We start from the raw sequence: 16,919 nt of genomic DNA on the forward strand, positions 1-16,919 counted from the left end.
TTTAGCTTTGGCGCATTCGTGCATCTGCACGGGAGGACCGGCGTTTTCAGGGCCGCGAAAGCCGTCCCGCCGCGCCGGGCGTCTCAGATCAGGTGGCGCCGCACGCGTGCCGTGGTCCACTCGCTGACGGCCACCGTGGCCAGGATGACCAGCAGCAGCAGCGTCACCTTGGGCCAGGCCAGCGTGCCCAGCGCGGCTTCGAGCTTGACGCCGATGCCGCCTGCGCCCACCAGGCCCAGCACGGTGGATTCGCGGATGTTGATGTCCCAGCGAAAGACCGAGATGCCGGCCAGCGTGGGCGCGACCTGCGGCACCACGCCCCACGACATGACTTGTGCACGCGTGGCCCCGGTGGCGGCGATGGCCTCGACCTGGCTGCCGTCGATTTCCTCGATGGCCTCGTACAGCAGCTTGCCGATGAAGCCGATCGAGCGCAGCGCAATCGCCAGGATGCCCGCCAGGACGCCCGGGCCGAGAATGGCCACCAGCAGCAGGGCCCAGATCAGCGAGTTGATCGAACGCGACGAGACGATGACCAGCAACGCCAGCGGCCGCAGCAGGCGAGCGCTCGGTGTGGTGTTGGCTGCGGCCAGGAAGGCCACGGGCACCGCCAGCGCCGTGCCCAGCAGCGTGCCGAGCGTGGCGATGTTGAGGGTCTCCCACAGCGGCCAGGCCAGCTCGCCGATGTAGGCCCAGTCGGGCGGCAGCATGCGGCTGCCCACGTCGGCCACCTGGCGCGGCGCATCGGTGACGAAGACCCAGATGGTGTCGCGTGTCATGACCTGGAAGGCCAGGTACACGGCGCACAGGGCCAGCAGCCAGCCGCAGAACACCAGCAGCTCGTGGCGGGGACTGCGCTTGCGCCAGGCCGGCAGGGCGGCGTCGGGGTGAAGACTGCTCATCGCACCCACCTCCGGATCCAGCCCGAGGCATATTCACAGGCCAGCACGATGGCGATGATCACCAGGATGATGGCTGCGGCCGTCTCGAACTCGTAGCGGTCCATGGCGGTGTTCAGGGTGGCCCCGATGCCGCCCGCGCCGACGATGCCGATCACGGCGGACTCGCGGAAATTGATGTCGAGGCGGTAGGCCGTCAACCCCACCAGGCGAGGCAGCACCTGCGACAGGACGGCGAAATCCAGAACCTGCAGCGGGCCGGCGCCGGTGGCGCGCAGGGCCTCGAGCTGGCTGGCTTCGATCTCCTCGATGTCTTCGGCCAGCAGCTTGGCCATGAAGCCGATGGTGGCGAAGGTCAGCGTGAGGAAACCGGCGAACGGGCCGAAGCCGAACATCACCACCAGGAAGATCGCCACGATGATTTCGTTGAGCGTGCGCGACAGCGCGATGAAGGCGCGGCAGACCAGATAGACCGGCATCGGGGCCAGGTTGCGTGCCGCACCGACGGCCACCGGAATCGCCAGCGCCACGCCCAGCGCAGTCGAGGTCAGCGCCATGGTCAGGCTCTCTTCGAAGCCGAGCACGATGTCGCCCCAGCGCGCGCTGAAGTCCGGCTGCAGGAAAGCCGAGACAAAGCGCCAGCCCCGCACCAAGCCTTCGCTCAGGCGGTCCCAGTTGATTTCCAGCGAGGCCAGCGCCAGCACCAGGTAGAGCACGGCGCCCAGGGTCAGGCCCCAGCGCCAGGCTGCGCTGCGGATGGCCGGCGGCTTGCGCCAGTGACGCGGCGCGGTCGTCGGTGTCAGGGCGCTCATGCGGGCGAGCCGCGCAGCGCGACGGTCGGGTGAGAGGGAAGTGCCGCCGGCGAGGCACGCCGGGCCGTGTCTTCGGCCGCATCCGTGGCGTCGTCGTCGAGGGCCGGCGACTGCATCTGCCGGCTGATGGCACTCCAGTCCTCGTCGCCGTAGATGCGGGTGAGCACTTCGGGGCCGACTCGTGCCGCCGGACCGTCGTAGACGATCTCGCCCGCGCGCAGGCCGACGATGCGGGGCAGGAATTCGGTGGCCAGCACCACGTCGTGGATGTTGACGATGGCCGCCAGTCCCCGCTCGCGGCAGAGCTCGAGAACGAGCCGCATGATCTGCCGCGAGGTCTTCGGGTCGAGGCTGGCCGTCGGTTCGTCGACCAGCAGCAACTTGGGGCTCTGCATCAGTGCACGGGCGATGCCCACGCGCTGGCGCTGGCCGCCCGAAAGCGCATCGGCCCGCTTGTTTTCCATGCCGCCCAGGCCTACGCGTTCGAGCAGGCGCAGCGCCTGCTCGATGTCCTGCGGCTCGAAGCGGCGGAACCAGCTGGCCCAGAAACCGGTGTAGCCCAGCCGGCCCGACAGCAGGTTTTCCATCACGGTGAGCCGTTCGACCAGCGCGTATTCCTGGAAGATCATGCCGATCTGCCGCCGTGCCAGCCGCAGGCCGCGGCCGCCCAGACGGCCCAGGTCCAGCCCGTCGAGCAGGATTTCACCCGCGCTCGGCGTGACCAGGCGGTTGATGCAGCGAATCAGGCTGGACTTGCCCGCCCCCGAAGGACCGATCAGGCCGACCACCTGGCCGGGCGCCACCGACAGGTCGATGCCCTTGAGGGCCAGGTCGCCTGTCGCGTAGCGCTTTTGCAGCGCGCGGATCTCCAGCATGCTCTTTTCCGTCCTTGCCGCTGCGATCACTTGCAGGCGTAGCTCACGCCCACGGCACGGTCGATGTCGCGCACGACTTGCCAGTGCTGCTTGTAGGTGATGGGCATGAACTTTTCCTGGGGCGGTTCGCTCTTGTTGAACTCCTTGGCGAGTTCGCTGCCGTTCCAGTCATAGCTGAAGAACGCCTGCGTGACCTTGGCGGCCAGCTCGGGCTTGAGGTTGTAGGCATAACCGTAACCCGTGGTGGGGAAGGTCTGCGAGGTGTAGATCACCTTGAGCTGCTCGGGCTTGACTACGCCGCGGGCTTCCATGCGCTGCTTGACCGAGTTGGCGATGGCGGCTGCCGGATAGTCCTTGTTGGCGACACCCAGGATGGAGTTGTCGTGTTTGCCCGAGAACACCGGGGTGTAGTCGCGGCCGGCTTCCATCTTGAACTGGTCGGCGAGCAGCGCCGAGGGGGCCTTGAAGCCGGAGTTCGAGGTCTCGGAGGTGAAGGCCATCTTCTTGCCCTTGATGTCTTCGACCTTCTCGATGCCGCTGCCGGGCGAGGTGATGATCTCCATCTCGTAGCCGAAGCGATCGTCCTTCGAGGCCATCATGGCGAAGGGCACAAAACCTGCGCAGTTCACGGCCAGCGGGTTGGAGCCGGTGTTGAAGCCGGCCACGTGCAGGCGGCCTGCACGCATGGCCTCGAGCTGGGCGGCATTCGATTGCACGGGGAAGAACTGCACCTTCTTGCCGGTCACCTGGGCCAGATGCTGCAGGAAACCGTCCCACACCTTGGCGTACACGGCGGGGTCTTCCACGGGCGTGTAGGCAAACACCAGCGTGGCCGGGTCGATCCACTGCTTGGCGTCCTTGGGGGCATCGGCGACCAGATCGCCGTCGGCGTCGGTGTAACGTGCATCGAGCGCGTGCGCGGTGCCGGCCAGCAGCAGTGCGGCGACGGCGCAGGCGATGGTCTTGAGTGTCGAAGTCATGGCGGTTTCCCTCTTCATTGAATTCAGTTCAAGAAGACGAATCTATGGCCTGGCCATGACAGCCCTGTGACGCCATTCTTTCGGACGGGCCGGGCGGGCGAGTCCCGGCAGCCCGTCAGTAGGTACGGCCCTTGCGATACATCGCGCTGGTGCGGCGCTGCAGCGGACTGGCTTCGGCAATGCGGGCCATGGCGGCTCCGGCGTGGGCGTGGGTGATGGCCAGGCCCAGCGCATCGGCGGCATCGGGGCCGGGCAGGCCGGGCAGTTGCAGCAGGCGCATCACCATTTCCTGGACCTGCGACTTCGCCGCCCGGCCATGGCCGACGACGGCTTTCTTCATCTGCAGGGCGGTGTATTCCGCCACCGGCAGATCGCATGAGACCAGCGCCGTCAGACAGGCGCCGCGGGCCTGGCCCAGCAGCAGCGTGGCCTGCGGGTTGACATTGACGAAGGTGATTTCGAGCGAGGCCGAGTCGGGTCCGTAGCGCTGGTGCACTTCACGCAGCCCGTCGTACAGGATCTTGATGCGTGCAGGCAGGTTGCCCAGGTCGACGCGGGTGGTCTTGATGGTGCCGCTGGCCACGTATTGCAGGCGATGGCCGTCGACGTCGATCACGCCGAAGCCGGTGGTTTGCAGGCCGGGGTCGATGCCGAGTATGCGCAGAGCCAAGAGATCGGTTTCCTGGGCCGAAACGGCCGGTTGAAGCGGGGCAGCACGGTGTGCGAAAAGAAGCGCCGATCATAAGCCCGCACCGCCGTGTCCGTGGCGAAAGAAAAGCGCGCCGGCCGGTGAGGGCGGGCGCGCTGGCGACGGGGCGCAAGGTGCGGAGCCGGGCCGGTCGGGGCCGTCTTCCGCACCGGGGTGCGCGGCCCTATCGCGTGCCGTCGGGCAAGGCGTAGGCCACCAGGCTGTCGCCCATCTGGGTGCCCAGCGAGCCGTGGCCGCCGGCCATGATCACCACATACTGCTTGCCGGTCTTTTCCGAGACATAGGTCATCGGCGTCGCCTGGCCGCCCGCAGGCAGGCGCGCCTGCCAGACGGTGTTGCCGTTCTTCACGTCGTAGGCGCGGATGTAGTTGTCGAGCGTGGCGCCCATGAAGGCCACGCCGCCGCCGGTGGTGATCGCGCCGGCCAGGCTGGGCACGCCCAGCGGCAGCGGGATCGGCAGGGGCGCGCTGTCGCGCACCGTGCCGTTCTTGCGTTGCCAGACGGTCTTCATGGTCTTGAGATCGACGGCGGCCATGTAGCCCCAAGGCGGCGCCTGGCACGGAATGCCGGCCGGCGACAGCAAGGGATGGAGATCGACCGCATAGGGCGTTCCGGTCATGGGCTGCAGGCCCTGTTCGCTGCCGCTGCCGCCCTGGACCTCGATGGTGCCGCGTGCATGCAGCTTGGAGACGAACGCCACGTAGTTGGGATTGCCGATCAGCAACTGGCGCACCGGGTCGACGGCGATGCCGCCCCAGTCGAACACGCCGTAGTTGCCCGGATAGACCAGCGAGCCCTGCTCGGACGGCGGCGTGAAGATGCCGTCGTAGCGCAGTTGCTTGAAGGCGATCCGGCAGATCAACTGGTCGAAGGGCGTGGTGCCCCACATGTCTTTCTCGGTCAGCGGCTGCGGCTTGAAGCTCAGTTCAGAGAACGGTTGCGTGGGCGAGGTGCGATCGCCGGTCGCCGCGCCTTGCGGCACGGGCTGTTCCGGGGCGGCCACGATGAGCTTGCCGTCGCGGCGGTCGATCACGTAGAGGTCGCCCCGCTTGGTGGACGCGATCACGGCCGGCACCTTGCCTTCGGGCCGGTCGAGATCGACCAGCGTGGGCTGGCCGCCCACGTCCATGTCCCACAGGTCGTGGTGCACCGTCTGGTAGACCCACTGCAGCTTGCCGGTGTCCACGTTCAGCGCCACGATGGCGCTGTTGAAGCGCTCGCCCTCGGGCAGGCGGTTGCCGCCCCAGATGTCGGGGGTCTGGTTGCCCATGGGGACGTACACCATGCCCAGCTTCTGGTCGATGCTGGAGACGCTCCACGAGTTCGGCGAGTTGCGGGTGTAGACATCGTCGGGGCCGAACGGCTCGGTGCGGTCGGGCTGGCCCGAATCCCAGTTCCAGAGCAGCCGGCCGGTGTCGACATCGAAGCCCCGGATCACGCCCGAGGGCTCGTCGGTGGAGTCGTTGTCGGTCACGCTGGCCGCCATGATGACGCTGCGGCGGCCGATGGCCGGCGGCGAGGTCGGATTCAGGAAACCGGGCACCACGTGGCCCATGTTCATCTTCAGATCGACCACGCCTCGATTGCCGAAGCCCGTGCAGGGCTCGCCGGTGTCGGCATTGAGCGCGATCAGCGTGGCGTCGGCCGTGGGCGCATAGATGCGGCGCGGGCAGGCCGCCGTGGCCGCCTGCACGGCAGCGGGATCGATCCCGGCTGCCGGCGCCAGCGCCGCATTGGCCGGGCTGGCGGCATCGTAATAGGCCACGCCGCGGCAGATCATGTGCTGGTAGCTGCGGGCGTTGCGGTTGATCTTGGGGTCGTGGCGCCAGACTTCGCGTCCCGTGTCCGGGTCGAGCGCGATGACGATGTTGTGCGGCGTGCAGATGTAGAGCTTGCCGTTGGCCTTGAGCGGCGTCACCTCGTTGGCGATCTCGCCGGGGTCGCCGTCGCCCTTGAAGTCACCGGTGTGGAAGGTCCAGGCTTCTTTCAACTGGCCGGCGTTGACCGGCGTGATCTGCGCGGCCGGCGAATAACGATCGCCATGGTCGGAGCGGCCATAGGCGGTCCAGTCGCCGTCTGCGGTGCCTTGCACACCCGCGTAGCCGGTCGCCGCCATGCTGGCATCCGGCACGTCGCCGAGCACCGAGTGGTAGTCGGTCAACAGGCCCGATGCGGTCACCAGGATGGCCGCTGCCGTGGCGGCGCCCAAGGTGCGCGAGGGCCAGGGCGAGGCGAGTCGCACCGATGAGACCGAGGCCGCTTGGCGAGGGGCAGGGGCTTTCAGGGCCCTGCGGACCGGGGGCAACAGGAGCCACAGTCCCAGTACTGCCCACAGGCCCAGGCGAGGCACCAGTTGCCAGAGGTCGAAGCGCACTTCGCCGATGGCCCAGACCGTGCTGGCCAGCAGCAGCAGCGCATACAGCACCAGCGCCGAAGGCCGTTGTTTGAACAGCAGCACGCCGGTCGCCAGCAGCACGACGGCGGCGACGAGGTAGTAGAGCGAACCGCCGAGTGCGGCGAGGTAGATGCCGCCGGCGCCCAGTGCAAGGCTCAGCAGCACGAACAACGCGCCGGTGAGACGGGCCGCGAGCCCGCTGGAAGAAGGAGAAAGCATGAGATTGTCGCCTTGTCTTGAAGTTGTTGTCAGCAGACCCCGTGCCCGTTTCGGCCGCAGGACGGAGCCCGGGGGCACCTCCAGTGTGGAGCGGTGCCCGACGGCCTGCCGTAGGAAAACAGCGTGCTTGATGCCCGCAGCGAACACGGCTGTGCTTCGGAAGCGGCCGCCGATTCGTTGCTGGATAGCGCTGTCCAAAAGAATTATAGGACGTCCGGCGAAAAGACGCCGGGCTTCACTTCAGGGCAGGGTGACGGAGCGCATGCGCGCGGTAATGGTCCGGGCACGCCCGGCGACATAGCTCGAGTTGGGCAGTTTCTCGAAGCGCTTGGGATTGGGCAGCATCACGGCGAGCCGTGCGGCCTCGTAGGCCGTGAGCTGGCTGGCACTCTTGCGGAAATAGTGCTGTGCGGCTGCCTCGGCACCGAAGATGCCGGCGCCCCACTCCACGTTGTTGAGGTAGATCTCGAGAATGCGGCGTTTGCCCAGCAGGTTCTCGAGCATCAGCGCCAGCACCAGCTCCTGGCCCTTGCGAACGAAAGTTCGCTCGCCCGACAGCAGCAGGTTCTTGGCCAGTTGCTGGGTGATGGTCGATCCCCCCACGATGCGGGGCGGCCGGCTGCTGCGGCCTTCGAGCGCGCGCTGCTCGGCCTGCTCGTTGCGGGCCCAGGCCTTCTCGATCGCATCCCATTCGACGCCGTTGTGTTCGAAAAAGCCGCCGTCCTCGCTGGCGATGACGGCACGTTTGATGTTGTCCGAGAGCGCGTCGCCGTCGACCCACTGCTGGCTCCAGCCGAACTCGCCCTCGGTGCGTGCCATGCGCACGAACTCCGACCGCTGGAACGTCGTGGATTGCGGATCGACCAGTGCCATGAGCGCGATGCGCAGCAGGAAGAACACCTGCAGGGCCAGCGCCGCGGCCAGTATCCACAGCGTCCAGCGTCCCAGCGCTCTCGCCACGGTCGGCACGGGGGCCCGGGTGAAAGGGGCCGTCGAGGGGGGGCGGTTGCGAGCCATGTCAGCGAAGACGTCGAGCGAAAGGCGTCAGAGCGTGGCCGGCGCGCGGCGGGCGGCCTCGAGCTCGGCCAGCACCTGGGCGCTGTCCGGCCTCACGCCGCGCCAGAGCTGGAAGGCTTCGGCGGCCTGCTCGACCAGCATGCCGAGACCGTCACGGCCCTCTGCACCCTGCTGCCGCACCCAATCCAGAAAACCCTGGCTGGCGGGCCCGTACATGAGATCGACCACCAGCGTGTCGGGTGTGAGGACCTCGGCCGAGACCGGGGCGGCCTCGCCGGCCAGGCTGCTGGCGCTGGCGTTGACCACGAACTCGAACGGGCCGGGAATGTCGTCCAGGCCATAGGCGCCCAGCGTGACGCCGCCATGGCGCGCCATGGCCAGGTGCTGCGCGACCAGGGCCTGGGCCTTCTCGGGCGAGCGGTTGGCGACCGCGATGCGGCGAGCGCCGGCCTGCACGAAGGGCGCCAGGCAGCCCGCCGCCGCGCCGCCGGCCCCGATGATGAGCACGTCACGTCCGGCGAGGCTCCGACCGGCGTGGGTCTGGATGTCGTTGACCAGGCCGATGCCGTCGGTGTTGTCGGCAAAGACGGATCCGCCTTCGAAACTCAGGGTGTTGCAGGCCTGGGCCAGTGCCGCCCGTTCGCTGACGCGGCCGTGCTGCTGCGCATAACGGAAGGCTTCGAACTTGAAGGGCACGGTGACATTGCAGCCGCGCACGCCCGTGGCGCGCAGGAAATCCACGGCCTGCACAAAACCGTCGAGCGGCACGCACTGGCGGTCGTAGACCATGTTCTGGCCGGTCAACTCGGCGAATCGCGTGTGAATCTGCGGGGACTTGCTGTGCTCGACGGGATGGCCCAGCACTCGGTATTGATCGGGTTGCGGCATGGAAATCATCGAAATAAAAGGCACCCCGGTCCGGTCCGGGATGCGGTGCTGCAGCAAATCCGGCTGCGCGGCAGCCGCATTATGGGCATCAGGGGGCCACCGTTGCGGGCAACCCCTCGGTTTCGGGGCCTTGGGCTTCATTCACGTCGACCGCAATGGCCAGCGGTCCTGCGGCGCCGTCGTCCTCGTCGTCCTCGGGCGTCACGTCGGTTTCGGATACCGGCTTGGCATCCAGTCCCAGGCGCTCGACCAGCGTTCCGTTCACATCCAGTGTGATCAGGTCGATATCGCCCAGCCGCACGCGCAGCTTTTCGTTGCGCGCGAGATTCTGGGCGCCCATCACGGGCAACACCAGCGGCAGGTCGTCGGCCCGCACCAGGAAGCCGCCTTCCGGACGCTCCTTCATCACGCTGGCGGTGAGTTCGGTGATCTGGTTCTGCTGCAGATAACGCAGCGTCCAGAAACGCTCCATGCCCGACTGGTAGCCGTTGTAGGCGCTGTAGGCCGCATCGAAGGCCGACAGAATCGCGAACAGCTGTGCGTCCTTGGGCTTGAAGGGCGCGGCCAGCGCGGCCGTCTTGCCGTGGCGCACGCAGGCGATGATCTGCCACTGGTTGACCAGGTCGACATAACGGCGCAGCGGCGAAGTGCTCCAGGCATAGGCCGGCACGCCGATGCCGGCATGCGGCAGGGCCCGGGTGCCCATGCGCACCTTCACGCCCGGCAGCAGGCTGGCCTGGCTGCGGTAGAGACCCGGCACGCCGCATTCGGCCAGCCACTGGCCCCAGGTGCTGTTGGCCAGGATCATGGCCTCGGCCACGATCAGGTCGAGCGGCGAGCCTCGCTTGCGCACGCTGATCTGCACGGTTTCCTCGCCCGTGGGCTCGGAGCCGTCCTTGCCGACCAGGCGGAAGTTGTAGTCGGGGCGGTTGAAGGTCTCGGGTTTGCCGCGCACCACTTCGCGCGCGGCCTTGAGGTTGAGCGCCAGACGGTAGAGGAAAGCCAGTTGCTGGCGCGGCATGGCCAGTTCGGACGGGCCGCCGGCGTGCTCGAAGTCGGGCTGCTGCAGCCAGGCTTCGGTGACGATGTCTTCGAGCTGGTCGTGGCGCAGATTGGCCGCGATGAAGACCTGTTCCAGCCGGGTCTCGGTGTTCTTGACCTCGAGCGTGGCTTCGTCGAAGTGCACGTAGAGCGACAGCGCCGGACGGGCCTGGCCTTCGCCCAGGGTGTACGTCTGCACGACGTCGTCGGGCAGCATGGTGACCTTGTGGCCGGGCATGTAGACGGTGGAGAGGCGATTGCGTGCCACGTCGTCGATCGGATCGCCGGCAGCCAGCGCCAGACCGGGTGCCGCGATGTGCACGCCCACGATCACCGTGCCGCTGCCCAGGCCCTGGACCGACAGCGCGTCGTCGATTTCCGTGGTCTGCGAGTCGTCGATGGAATAGGCCTGCACGCCTTCGGCCAGCGGCAGGGTGTCGGCGATGGCGGGGGCGCTGAGCTTGGGAAAGCCCGCACCCTTGGGAAAGTTGTCGAACAGAAAACGCTGCCAGTGGAACTGGTAGGGCGACCGGATGGCGCCGGCGGCCTGCAGCAGGGGCAGCGGGGCCGTCTGCGTGGCGCGCGCAGCCTCGACCACGGCCTTGTACTCGGGCGCGTTCTTGTCGGGGCGGAACAAGATCTTGTAGAGCTGCGCATGCACCGAATCGGGGCATTTCCCGGCAGCCAGCTCTTGGGCCCAGACCGTGATCTGTTCGGCCTGCAGGCGTTTTTTCTCGATGGCCGCCAATGCCTGCTGCAGGATCTCGGCGGGCGCTTTCTTGAAGCGGCCCTTGCCGGCGCGGCGGAAGTAATGCGGCGCGCCGAACAGGCAGAACAGCGCGGCTGCCTGCTGCACCAGCGTGGGCGGATCCTGGAAGTAGTCGCGGCCGAGGTCGGCGAAGCCGAATTCCTCGTCGGGTGCGAATTCCCAGGCCAGAGCCAGGTCGATGTCGGACACCAGGGCCTGGGCCTGGGCGATGAGTTCGGCCGGCGTGGGCTTGTCGAACTTCATCAGAATGTTGGCGGCCTTGACCTTGACCCGTTTGCCCGAGTCGAGTTCGATCTGCGCCGACGACTCGGCCTCGGACATCACGCGGCCGGCGAGGAATTTGCCGGCTTCTTCAAAAAGTGCATACATGGACCGTATTGTCCCATGGGCCACCCCCTGCGCTGCCGCATCGGGCCTTCCGGTGCGCGGCCGCGACGGTCCGGCGACCGGCCGATCGACCTGCGCGGAGAGACGGGCCCGGGTCTTGCATATGCGAGACTGGAGCCACTTGGTGGCGTGCAGCGGCTCGATTGGCCAGGCTCCGTGTGCCGCAGCCCACCATCCGCAGTACAAAAGCAAATGAACCTGAACCCTTCGACATCCGAACCCGAACCCGACCCTGCGTACCGGCCGTCCGGCCAGCCCTCCGTTCTGGGGGGCCTGCAGGACTACCTGTTCTCTTACGGCACCCTGCAGTTGGAGTCCGTGCAGATCGCCACGTTCGGCCGTCTCATGCATGGACAGACCGACCAGTTGCCCGGCTACCGGCTGGGCCAGCTTCGCATCACCGATCCCATGGTGCTGGCCACCAGCGGGCAGCCGGTGCATCTGATGGTGTCGTACAGCGGCGAGGCGGGCGACGTGGTCGAAGGCATGGTGTTCGCCGTCAGCCGCGACGAGCTGCTCAATGCCGACACCTATGAAGTCGCCGACTACCGGCGCGAGCGGGTCACGCTGGCCTCGGGCCTCGTGGCCTGGGTCTACGTGGATGCGCGGGGCGCACGCCGGCCGGGACCCTGATCGGGCCGCTGCCGCCCGTGCGTCTGCCATGACGCGATCGCGGCCGGTGCTCGCCCGTCGCGGCTGGGCCGGTGGGGGTACAGAGCGGCTGGAATCGGAGTAGAGTGCAGCCCGGCACCTGGCAGGGCACTGCGCATGTGCTTTTTTCCGACTCTTCACAGCCCCGCCGCCGAGCCGGCCGACGCCGGCTTCGTTCTCCCATGATCGTCCGTCCCCATCTCAACTGGCTCCGCATGCTTTTTGTCGTGCGCGGTTCCATCCTGCGCAACATCGCGCCCCAGCTCATCATCACCACGGCCCTGGCCGTCCTGGTCACCCATCTGCACGGGCAACTGCTGTGGTGGAAAGTGCCGCTGAACTTCGTGCCGTTTTCGCTCATCGGACTGACGCTGGCGATCTTTCTGGGCTTTCGCAACAGCACCAGCTATGCGCGTTACTGGGAAGCCCGCATGCTCTGGGGGGCCCTGCTGGTCGAGACACGCGCCCTGGTACGGCAGTCGCTGACGCTGATCGACGATGCGCCGTCTCCGGCCGGCCCCGATGGGCCGACGGGCGGGGTTCGCGCGCTGGCCCGGCTGCTGGCCGCCTTCACCCATGCCTTCAAGCACCAGATGCGCGGCACCGATCCCACCGTGGACCTCGATCGCCTGCTCGAGCTGCCGCAGCGCGAACGCCTGTCGGGGGTGCGTTTCAAGCCCGCGATGCTGCTCCTCATGGTGGGCGAATGGCTGCGTGACCGTCGCCGGGAAGGCCGTCTTTCCCCGGTGCTGGTGCCGACGCTGGAACGTTCCGTCGCCCGTCTGGGCGAAGCGCTGGGCGGCTGCGAACGCATCGCCTCGACCCCGATCCCGTTTCCCTACTCCGTCATCATTCACCGGACGGTGTACTTCTATTGCGTGATGCTGCCCTTCGGCCTGGTGGACTCGATCGGTTCGATGACACCCGTCATCGTCGCTTTCATCGCCTACACGTTCTTTGCCCTCGAAGCCCTGGGGGCCGAGATCGAACAGCCTTTCGGCACCGAACTCAACGACCTGCCGCTCGACGCGCTGTCGCGCACCATCGAGAACAACCTGCGCGAAGCGCTGGGCGAAACCCTGCTGCCCGAGCCCGAGGCCCAGGATTACGTGCTGACCTGAACGGGCCGGCCCGGCCGCGCTCAGGCCAGATCGAGGAAGGTGAAGAGTTCGTCGATGTGGTCGTCGAAATCGCTCACCGCGTGGTCGCCGCCCTCGAGCAGGCGGACCTGCGCATGCGGGTAGCGGGCGCTCATCTCGCGCCAGTCGAGCACTTCGTCGCCGCGCGCGATGAGCGCGTAGGTGAGCGGATGCGCCGTCTGTTCGAGCTGCAGCGTGCGGCGCTGGATGTCGTCGAGTTCGCCGATGAAGTGGCGCTGGAAAAAGAAGGTCTCTTCGGGGTTCTGCCAGCCCGTCTGCAGGCCGATGTAGCGTGCCAGATCGCGGCCTGGCTCGACCGCCGGATTGATCAGCGCCGCGCGGCAGCCTCGTTCGGCGGCGACGGCCGACGCATAGAAGCCGCCCAGCGAAGAACCCACCACGGCCATGCGGTCGCCCGGCCAGTCCGCCACCCCCTCCAGCACCCGTGCCAGGGCCTCGCGCGGCGAGGGCGGCAGTTGCGGGCACCACCACGTCACGCCGGGGTGCGAGCGGGCCACGCGCTCGGCCACCTTCCGCGCCTTCATGGACTGGGGCGACGAACGGAAGCCGTGCAGATACAACAGGTGGGTGGTGCGGTGGCGAGCGGTCATGGACGGTTGGCGTGGCGGCAGGTCTGGACACGATCATCGCATGGCGGACGAAGCCGGACGGCGCCGCCATGAAGCCCGAGCGACGGAGCGCCGAGAGAGGGCTGCGGGCGCCGGGCCCAGGCCGCCGGCGCGAGGCCCCGACCGCGTCGTGCGTTCGCGCGCCGCACGCGCTGAACCTTGCGATGAAGCCGGGATCGAAACATCCGAGCCGCGCCCGTGTTGGTGAAGTGGCTCCGAACGCCGATAATTCGCGGCTTTGCAGCCTCTGGCTGCCGTTTTTTGTCTGATCCATGGCCGTAACCTTCAACCAACCTCCGCTCTGGCGCCGCGTGCTGCCGGTGTTCCAGGGCTACGACTGGTGGCTGCTGCTGGCCATCGGCATGCTTGTCGGCATCGGCATGGTGACCATGTACTCCAGCGGTTTCGATCACGGCACCCGGTTCGTCATGCACGGGCGCAATGCGCTGATCGCCGCGGGGGTCATGTTCCTGGCCGCGCAGGTGCCTCCGCAGCGCTGGATGCAACTGGCCGTGCCGCTCTATACCGTCGGTGTGATCCTGCTGCTGGGCGTGGAGTTTTTCGGCGTGACCAAGAAGGGCGCGACACGCTGGCTGAACATCGGCACCGAGATCCAGCCCAGCGAAATCCTGAAAATCGCCTTGCCGCTCATGCTGGCCTGGTGGTTCCAGCGCCGCGAGGGTCAGCTCCGGCCGCTCGACTACGGCGTGGCCGCGGTGATCCTCATGGTGCCGGTGGCCCTCATCATGAAACAGCCCGACCTGGGCACCTCGCTGCTGGTTCTGGCGGCCGGGCTGGGCGTGCTGTTTTTTGCCGGGCTGAGCTGGAAACTCATCGTGCCGCCGGTGCTGATCGCCCTGACCGGCATCGTCGCGATCGTGCTCAGCGGCCCCGAAATCTGCAAGCCCGACGTGGTCTGGCCCTTCCTGCACGAGTACCAGCGCCACCGTGTGTGCACGCTGCTCGATCCCTTCAGCGATCCGCTGGGCAAGGGTTTCCACATCATCCAGGGCATGATCGCCATCGGCTCGGGCGGCATATGGGGCAAGGGCTTCCTGCAGGGCACGCAGACCCATCTGGAGTTCATCCCCGAGCGCACCACCGACTTTGTCTTTGCTGCCTATTCCGAGGAGTTCGGCCTCATCGGCAATGTCACGTTGATCTGCTGTTACCTGTTCCTCATCGTGCGGGGATTCATCATCGCCATGGATGCGCCCAACCTGTTTTCCAGGTTGCTGGCCGGTGCGGTCACGCTCATCTTTTTCACCTACACCTTCGTCAACATCGGCATGGTGATCGGCATCCTGCCGGTGGTGGGCGTGCCGCTGCCCTTCATCAGCTACGGCGGCACCGCGATGGTGACCCTGGGGCTGGGGCTGGGCATTCTGATGTCGATTTCACGCAGCCGGCGCCTGATGCAGACCTGATGCGAGGCGGCCGGTCCGGCCTTTGCGAGCAGACGCGGGCGCCGCTGCCTACAATGTCTGCATGATTGCACGCGAACCCACGCTCCAACGCCTGGCCACGGCCCAGGAACTGCTGCTCACGCCCTTCGGGCTGGACGAATCCCATCTTGGCCGGGTGCTGGCCGAGATCCGGACCCACCAGGTCGACGATGCGGATCTCTACTTCCAGTACACGCGCAGCGAAGGCTGGAGTCTCGAGGAAGGCATCGTCAAGACCGGCAGCTTCAGCATCGACCAAGGCGTCGGTGTGCGGGCGGTGAGTGGTGAAAAGACGGCATTCGCCTATTCAGACGACATTTCGATGGCCTCCCTGCTCGATGCCGCCCGCACCGTGCGGACCATCGGCGCTGCCGGGCAGTCCAAGAAGGTGCGTGTGGGGGCCCGCAAGGTGGCCAAGAGCCGCAGCCTGTACGGCGCGATCGATCCCATCGCCACCCTCGACAGCACGGCCAAGGTCAAGCTGCTCGAGAAGGCCGAACGCATCGCCCGCGCGCAGGACAGCCGCATCAAGCAGGTGATGGCGGGGCTGGCCAGCGAATACGACGTGGTGCTGGTGGCGCGTGCCGACGGCACCCTGGCCGCCGATGTGCGTCCCCTGGTACGGCTGTCGATCACCGTCATTGCCGAACGCAACGACGGCGGCCAGGTGCGGCGCGAAGTCGGCTCGTCCGGCGGTGGCGGCCGTTTTGGCCTGGCCTACTTCAGCGACGAGCAGATCGAGCAGTACGCCAAGCAGGCCGTGCATGCGGCCATCACCAATCTGGATTCGCGTCCGGCACCCGCCGGTCAGATGACCGTGGTCCTGGGCCCGGGCTGGCCCGGCGTGCTGCTGCACGAGGCCGTGGGCCATGGCCTCGAAGGCGATTTCAATCGCAAGGGTTCCAGTGCGTTCTCGGGCATGATCGGCCAACGCGTGGCTGCCAAGGGCGTGACGGTGCTCGACGACGGCACGCTTGCGGATCGCCGCGGCTCGCTCAATGTGGACGACGAGGGCCACGCCAGCCAGCGCAACGTGCTCATCGAGGACGGCATTCTCAAGGGTTATATCCAGGACGCCATGAACGCCCGGCTGATGGGCGTGGCTGCCACCGGCAACGGACGGCGCGAGAGCTACGCCCATATTCCCATGCCGCGCATGACCAACACCTACATGCTGGCCGGCGACAAGGATCCCCAGGAAATCGTCGCCAGCATCAAGAAGGGCCTGTATGCCGTGAACTTCGGCGGCGGCCAGGTCGACATCACCTCGGGCAAGTTCGTGTTCTCCGCGAGCGAGGCCTACTGGGTGGAAAACGGCAAGATCCAATACCCCGTCAAGGGCGCCACCATCGTCGGCAGCGGCCCCGAGTCGCTCAAGGACGTCAGCATGATCGGCAACGATCTGGCGCTGGACTCCGGTGTCGGCGTCTGCGGCAAGGAAGGCCAGAGCGTGCCCGTGGGCGTGGGCCAGCCCACCCTGCGCATCGAAGGCCTGACGGTGGGCGGCACCGCTTGAGCGGGGCATCGGCAAGGCACGGCATGGCCCGCTCCGCATCGAGCATTCGGCAAGGCCGGCCCGGCTCCTCCGGCCTGGCCAGAGCGGCCATCGCCGCTTCTTCGGGCATGCTGGTGCTGACCGCCGTCTTGCTGACGGGCTGTTCGCGGCACGAAGAGGCATCGGCCGCGCCGGGCGGCACATCATCTGCGCCGCCGGCTTCTGCGGGATCGGACGGGTCGGCCGTGTCTTCTGCTTCGGCGCCGGCCGCGCTGCCTGCCGGCTGGCTGGGCCGCTGGCAGGGGCCGGAGGGCACCTTCCTCGAGCTCGACGGCGAACCCGGCCGCTACGAGGTCGTCATCCAGAACCTCGACGGCCCCCGCACGTTCGCAGCACAGCCCGAGGGCGATGCAGTGCGCTTCGTGCGCGACGGCCAAGCCGAGCGCCTGCGCGCCGGCGATGGCCAGGCCACCGGAATGAAGTGGCTGGCCGACAAGAAGAATTGCCTGGTCGTGAAGGCCGGCGAAGGCTACTGCCGCGATTGAGCACCCGGACGCAGGCCCGGCAGC

At 67.5% G+C, this 16,919-nt stretch carries 15 protein-coding genes; 5 read left to right on the top strand and 10 right to left on the bottom strand.

The features are described from left to right. Window positions 1-83: 83 nt before the first annotated feature. The 9 genes from phnE (EC845_RS08005) to EC845_RS08045 form a co-directional block, all read right to left on the bottom strand. A complete protein-coding gene (gene phnE / locus EC845_RS08005; protein WP_123296936.1) occupies window positions 84-902 on the bottom strand; it encodes a phosphonate ABC transporter, permease protein PhnE in 819 nt (272 codons plus the stop codon). Then, window positions 899-1,711 carry a phosphonate ABC transporter, permease protein PhnE gene (gene phnE, locus EC845_RS08010; RefSeq protein WP_123296938.1) on the bottom strand — a complete coding sequence of 271 codons (813 nt, stop codon included), beginning with the start codon at window positions 1,709-1,711 and terminating at the stop codon, window positions 899-901. Before phnE (EC845_RS08010) ends, phnE (EC845_RS08005) begins: the two co-directional genes overlap by 4 nt. Next, window positions 1,708-2,586 (bottom strand): phosphonate ABC transporter ATP-binding protein, encoded by an 879-nt coding sequence (phnC, locus tag EC845_RS08015; protein WP_123296940.1) that lies wholly within the window; start codon window positions 2,584-2,586, stop codon window positions 1,708-1,710. The genes phnE (EC845_RS08010) and phnC overlap by 4 nt, the downstream gene beginning before the upstream one ends. A 26-nt stretch (window positions 2,587-2,612) precedes the next feature. Further along, window positions 2,613-3,566 carry a phosphate/phosphite/phosphonate ABC transporter substrate-binding protein gene (gene phnD, locus EC845_RS08020; RefSeq protein WP_123297991.1) on the bottom strand — a complete coding sequence of 318 codons (954 nt, stop codon included), beginning with the start codon at window positions 3,564-3,566 and terminating at the stop codon, window positions 2,613-2,615. Window positions 3,567-3,681: 115 nt separating this feature from the next. Then, window positions 3,682-4,230 (bottom strand): crossover junction endodeoxyribonuclease RuvC, encoded by a 549-nt coding sequence (gene ruvC / locus EC845_RS08025; RefSeq protein WP_123297993.1) that lies wholly within the window; start codon window positions 4,228-4,230, stop codon window positions 3,682-3,684. 208 nt (window positions 4,231-4,438) lie between these two features. Further along, complete coding sequence (locus tag EC845_RS08030) at window positions 4,439-6,889, bottom strand: membrane-bound PQQ-dependent dehydrogenase, glucose/quinate/shikimate family (RefSeq protein ID WP_123296942.1); 2,451 nt, start codon at window positions 6,887-6,889, stop codon at window positions 4,439-4,441. A gap of 240 nt (window positions 6,890-7,129) precedes the next feature. Continuing rightward, complete coding sequence (gene mtgA / locus EC845_RS08035) at window positions 7,130-7,906, bottom strand: monofunctional biosynthetic peptidoglycan transglycosylase (RefSeq protein ID WP_123296944.1); 777 nt, start codon at window positions 7,904-7,906, stop codon at window positions 7,130-7,132. A 27-nt stretch (window positions 7,907-7,933) separates the two neighbouring features. Further along, window positions 7,934-8,803, bottom strand: a complete 870-nt coding sequence (gene aroE / locus EC845_RS08040) for a shikimate dehydrogenase (RefSeq protein WP_123296946.1) — start codon at window positions 8,801-8,803, stop codon at window positions 7,934-7,936. Between the two features lie 79 nt (window positions 8,804-8,882). Beyond that, window positions 8,883-10,973 carry a ribonuclease catalytic domain-containing protein gene (locus EC845_RS08045; RefSeq protein ID WP_123296948.1) on the bottom strand — a complete coding sequence of 697 codons (2,091 nt, stop codon included), beginning with the start codon at window positions 10,971-10,973 and terminating at the stop codon, window positions 8,883-8,885. Window positions 10,974-11,183: 210 nt separating this feature from the next. On the opposite strand from EC845_RS08045, the gene EC845_RS08050 reads away from it, so the two are divergent. Next, window positions 11,184-11,624: a gamma-glutamylcyclotransferase family protein gene (locus tag EC845_RS08050; protein ID WP_123296950.1), complete on the top strand. Its 441-nt coding sequence runs from the start codon at window positions 11,184-11,186 to the stop codon at window positions 11,622-11,624. Window positions 11,625-11,824: 200 nt separating this feature from the next. Continuing rightward, on the top strand, window positions 11,825-12,763 hold the full coding sequence (locus EC845_RS08055) for a bestrophin family protein (protein ID WP_123296952.1): 939 nt from the start codon (window positions 11,825-11,827) through the stop codon (window positions 12,761-12,763). A gap of 20 nt (window positions 12,764-12,783) precedes the next feature. On the opposite strand, the gene EC845_RS08060 is transcribed toward EC845_RS08055, so the two are convergent. Then, window positions 12,784-13,392, bottom strand: coding sequence for a YqiA/YcfP family alpha/beta fold hydrolase (locus EC845_RS08060; RefSeq protein ID WP_123296954.1), 609 nt, complete (start codon window positions 13,390-13,392; stop codon window positions 12,784-12,786). A gap of 290 nt (window positions 13,393-13,682) precedes the next feature. Here EC845_RS08060 and rodA point away from each other — a divergent pair, with 290 nt between their 5' ends. The 3 genes from rodA (at window position 13,683) to EC845_RS08075 (ending at window position 16,895) form a co-directional block, all read left to right on the top strand. Beyond that, window positions 13,683-14,837, top strand: coding sequence for a rod shape-determining protein RodA (rodA, locus tag EC845_RS08065; protein ID WP_123296956.1), 1,155 nt, complete (start codon window positions 13,683-13,685; stop codon window positions 14,835-14,837). A 61-nt stretch (window positions 14,838-14,898) separates the two neighbouring features. Then, window positions 14,899-16,371, top strand: coding sequence for a metalloprotease TldD (tldD, locus tag EC845_RS08070; RefSeq protein ID WP_123296958.1), 1,473 nt, complete (start codon window positions 14,899-14,901; stop codon window positions 16,369-16,371). 23 nt (window positions 16,372-16,394) lie between these two features. Beyond that, complete coding sequence (locus tag EC845_RS08075; RefSeq protein WP_123296960.1) at window positions 16,395-16,895, top strand: hypothetical protein; 501 nt, start codon at window positions 16,395-16,397, stop codon at window positions 16,893-16,895. Window positions 16,896-16,919: the final 24 nt, after the last annotated feature.

This window comes from Comamonas sp. BIGb0124 (assembly GCF_003752175.1).
Classification (GTDB): Bacteria; Pseudomonadota; Gammaproteobacteria; order Burkholderiales; family Burkholderiaceae_C; genus Comamonas_F.

What these genes read in the sequence shown, in the direction of transcription:
- phnE (WP_123296936.1), bottom strand. Translation starts at nt 902, where the DNA reads ATGAGCAGTCTTCACCCCGACGCCGCCCTGCCGGCCTGGCGCAAGCGC.
- mtgA (WP_123296944.1), bottom strand. Translation starts at nt 7,906, where the DNA reads ATGGCTCGCAACCGCCCCCCCTCGACGGCCCCTTTCACCCGGGCCCCC.
- EC845_RS08030 (WP_123296942.1), bottom strand. Translation starts at nt 6,889, where the DNA reads ATGCTTTCTCCTTCTTCCAGCGGGCTCGCGGCCCGTCTCACCGGCGCG.
- EC845_RS08045 (WP_123296948.1), bottom strand. Translation starts at nt 10,973, where the DNA reads ATGTATGCACTTTTTGAAGAAGCCGGCAAATTCCTCGCCGGCCGCGTG.
- phnE (WP_123296938.1), bottom strand. Translation starts at nt 1,711, where the DNA reads ATGAGCGCCCTGACACCGACGACCGCGCCGCGTCACTGGCGCAAGCCG.
- EC845_RS08055 (WP_123296952.1), top strand. Translation starts at nt 11,825, where the DNA reads ATGATCGTCCGTCCCCATCTCAACTGGCTCCGCATGCTTTTTGTCGTG.
- phnC (WP_123296940.1), bottom strand. Translation starts at nt 2,586, where the DNA reads ATGCTGGAGATCCGCGCGCTGCAAAAGCGCTACGCGACAGGCGACCTG.
- tldD (WP_123296958.1), top strand. Translation starts at nt 14,899, where the DNA reads ATGATTGCACGCGAACCCACGCTCCAACGCCTGGCCACGGCCCAGGAA.
- aroE (WP_123296946.1), bottom strand. Translation starts at nt 8,803, where the DNA reads ATGATTTCCATGCCGCAACCCGATCAATACCGAGTGCTGGGCCATCCC.
- phnD (WP_123297991.1), bottom strand. Translation starts at nt 3,566, where the DNA reads ATGACTTCGACACTCAAGACCATCGCCTGCGCCGTCGCCGCACTGCTG.
- EC845_RS08075 (WP_123296960.1), top strand. Translation starts at nt 16,395, where the DNA reads ATGGCCCGCTCCGCATCGAGCATTCGGCAAGGCCGGCCCGGCTCCTCC.
- EC845_RS08050 (WP_123296950.1), top strand. Translation starts at nt 11,184, where the DNA reads ATGAACCTGAACCCTTCGACATCCGAACCCGAACCCGACCCTGCGTAC.
- EC845_RS08060 (WP_123296954.1), bottom strand. Translation starts at nt 13,392, where the DNA reads ATGACCGCTCGCCACCGCACCACCCACCTGTTGTATCTGCACGGCTTC.
- rodA (WP_123296956.1), top strand. Translation starts at nt 13,683, where the DNA reads ATGGCCGTAACCTTCAACCAACCTCCGCTCTGGCGCCGCGTGCTGCCG.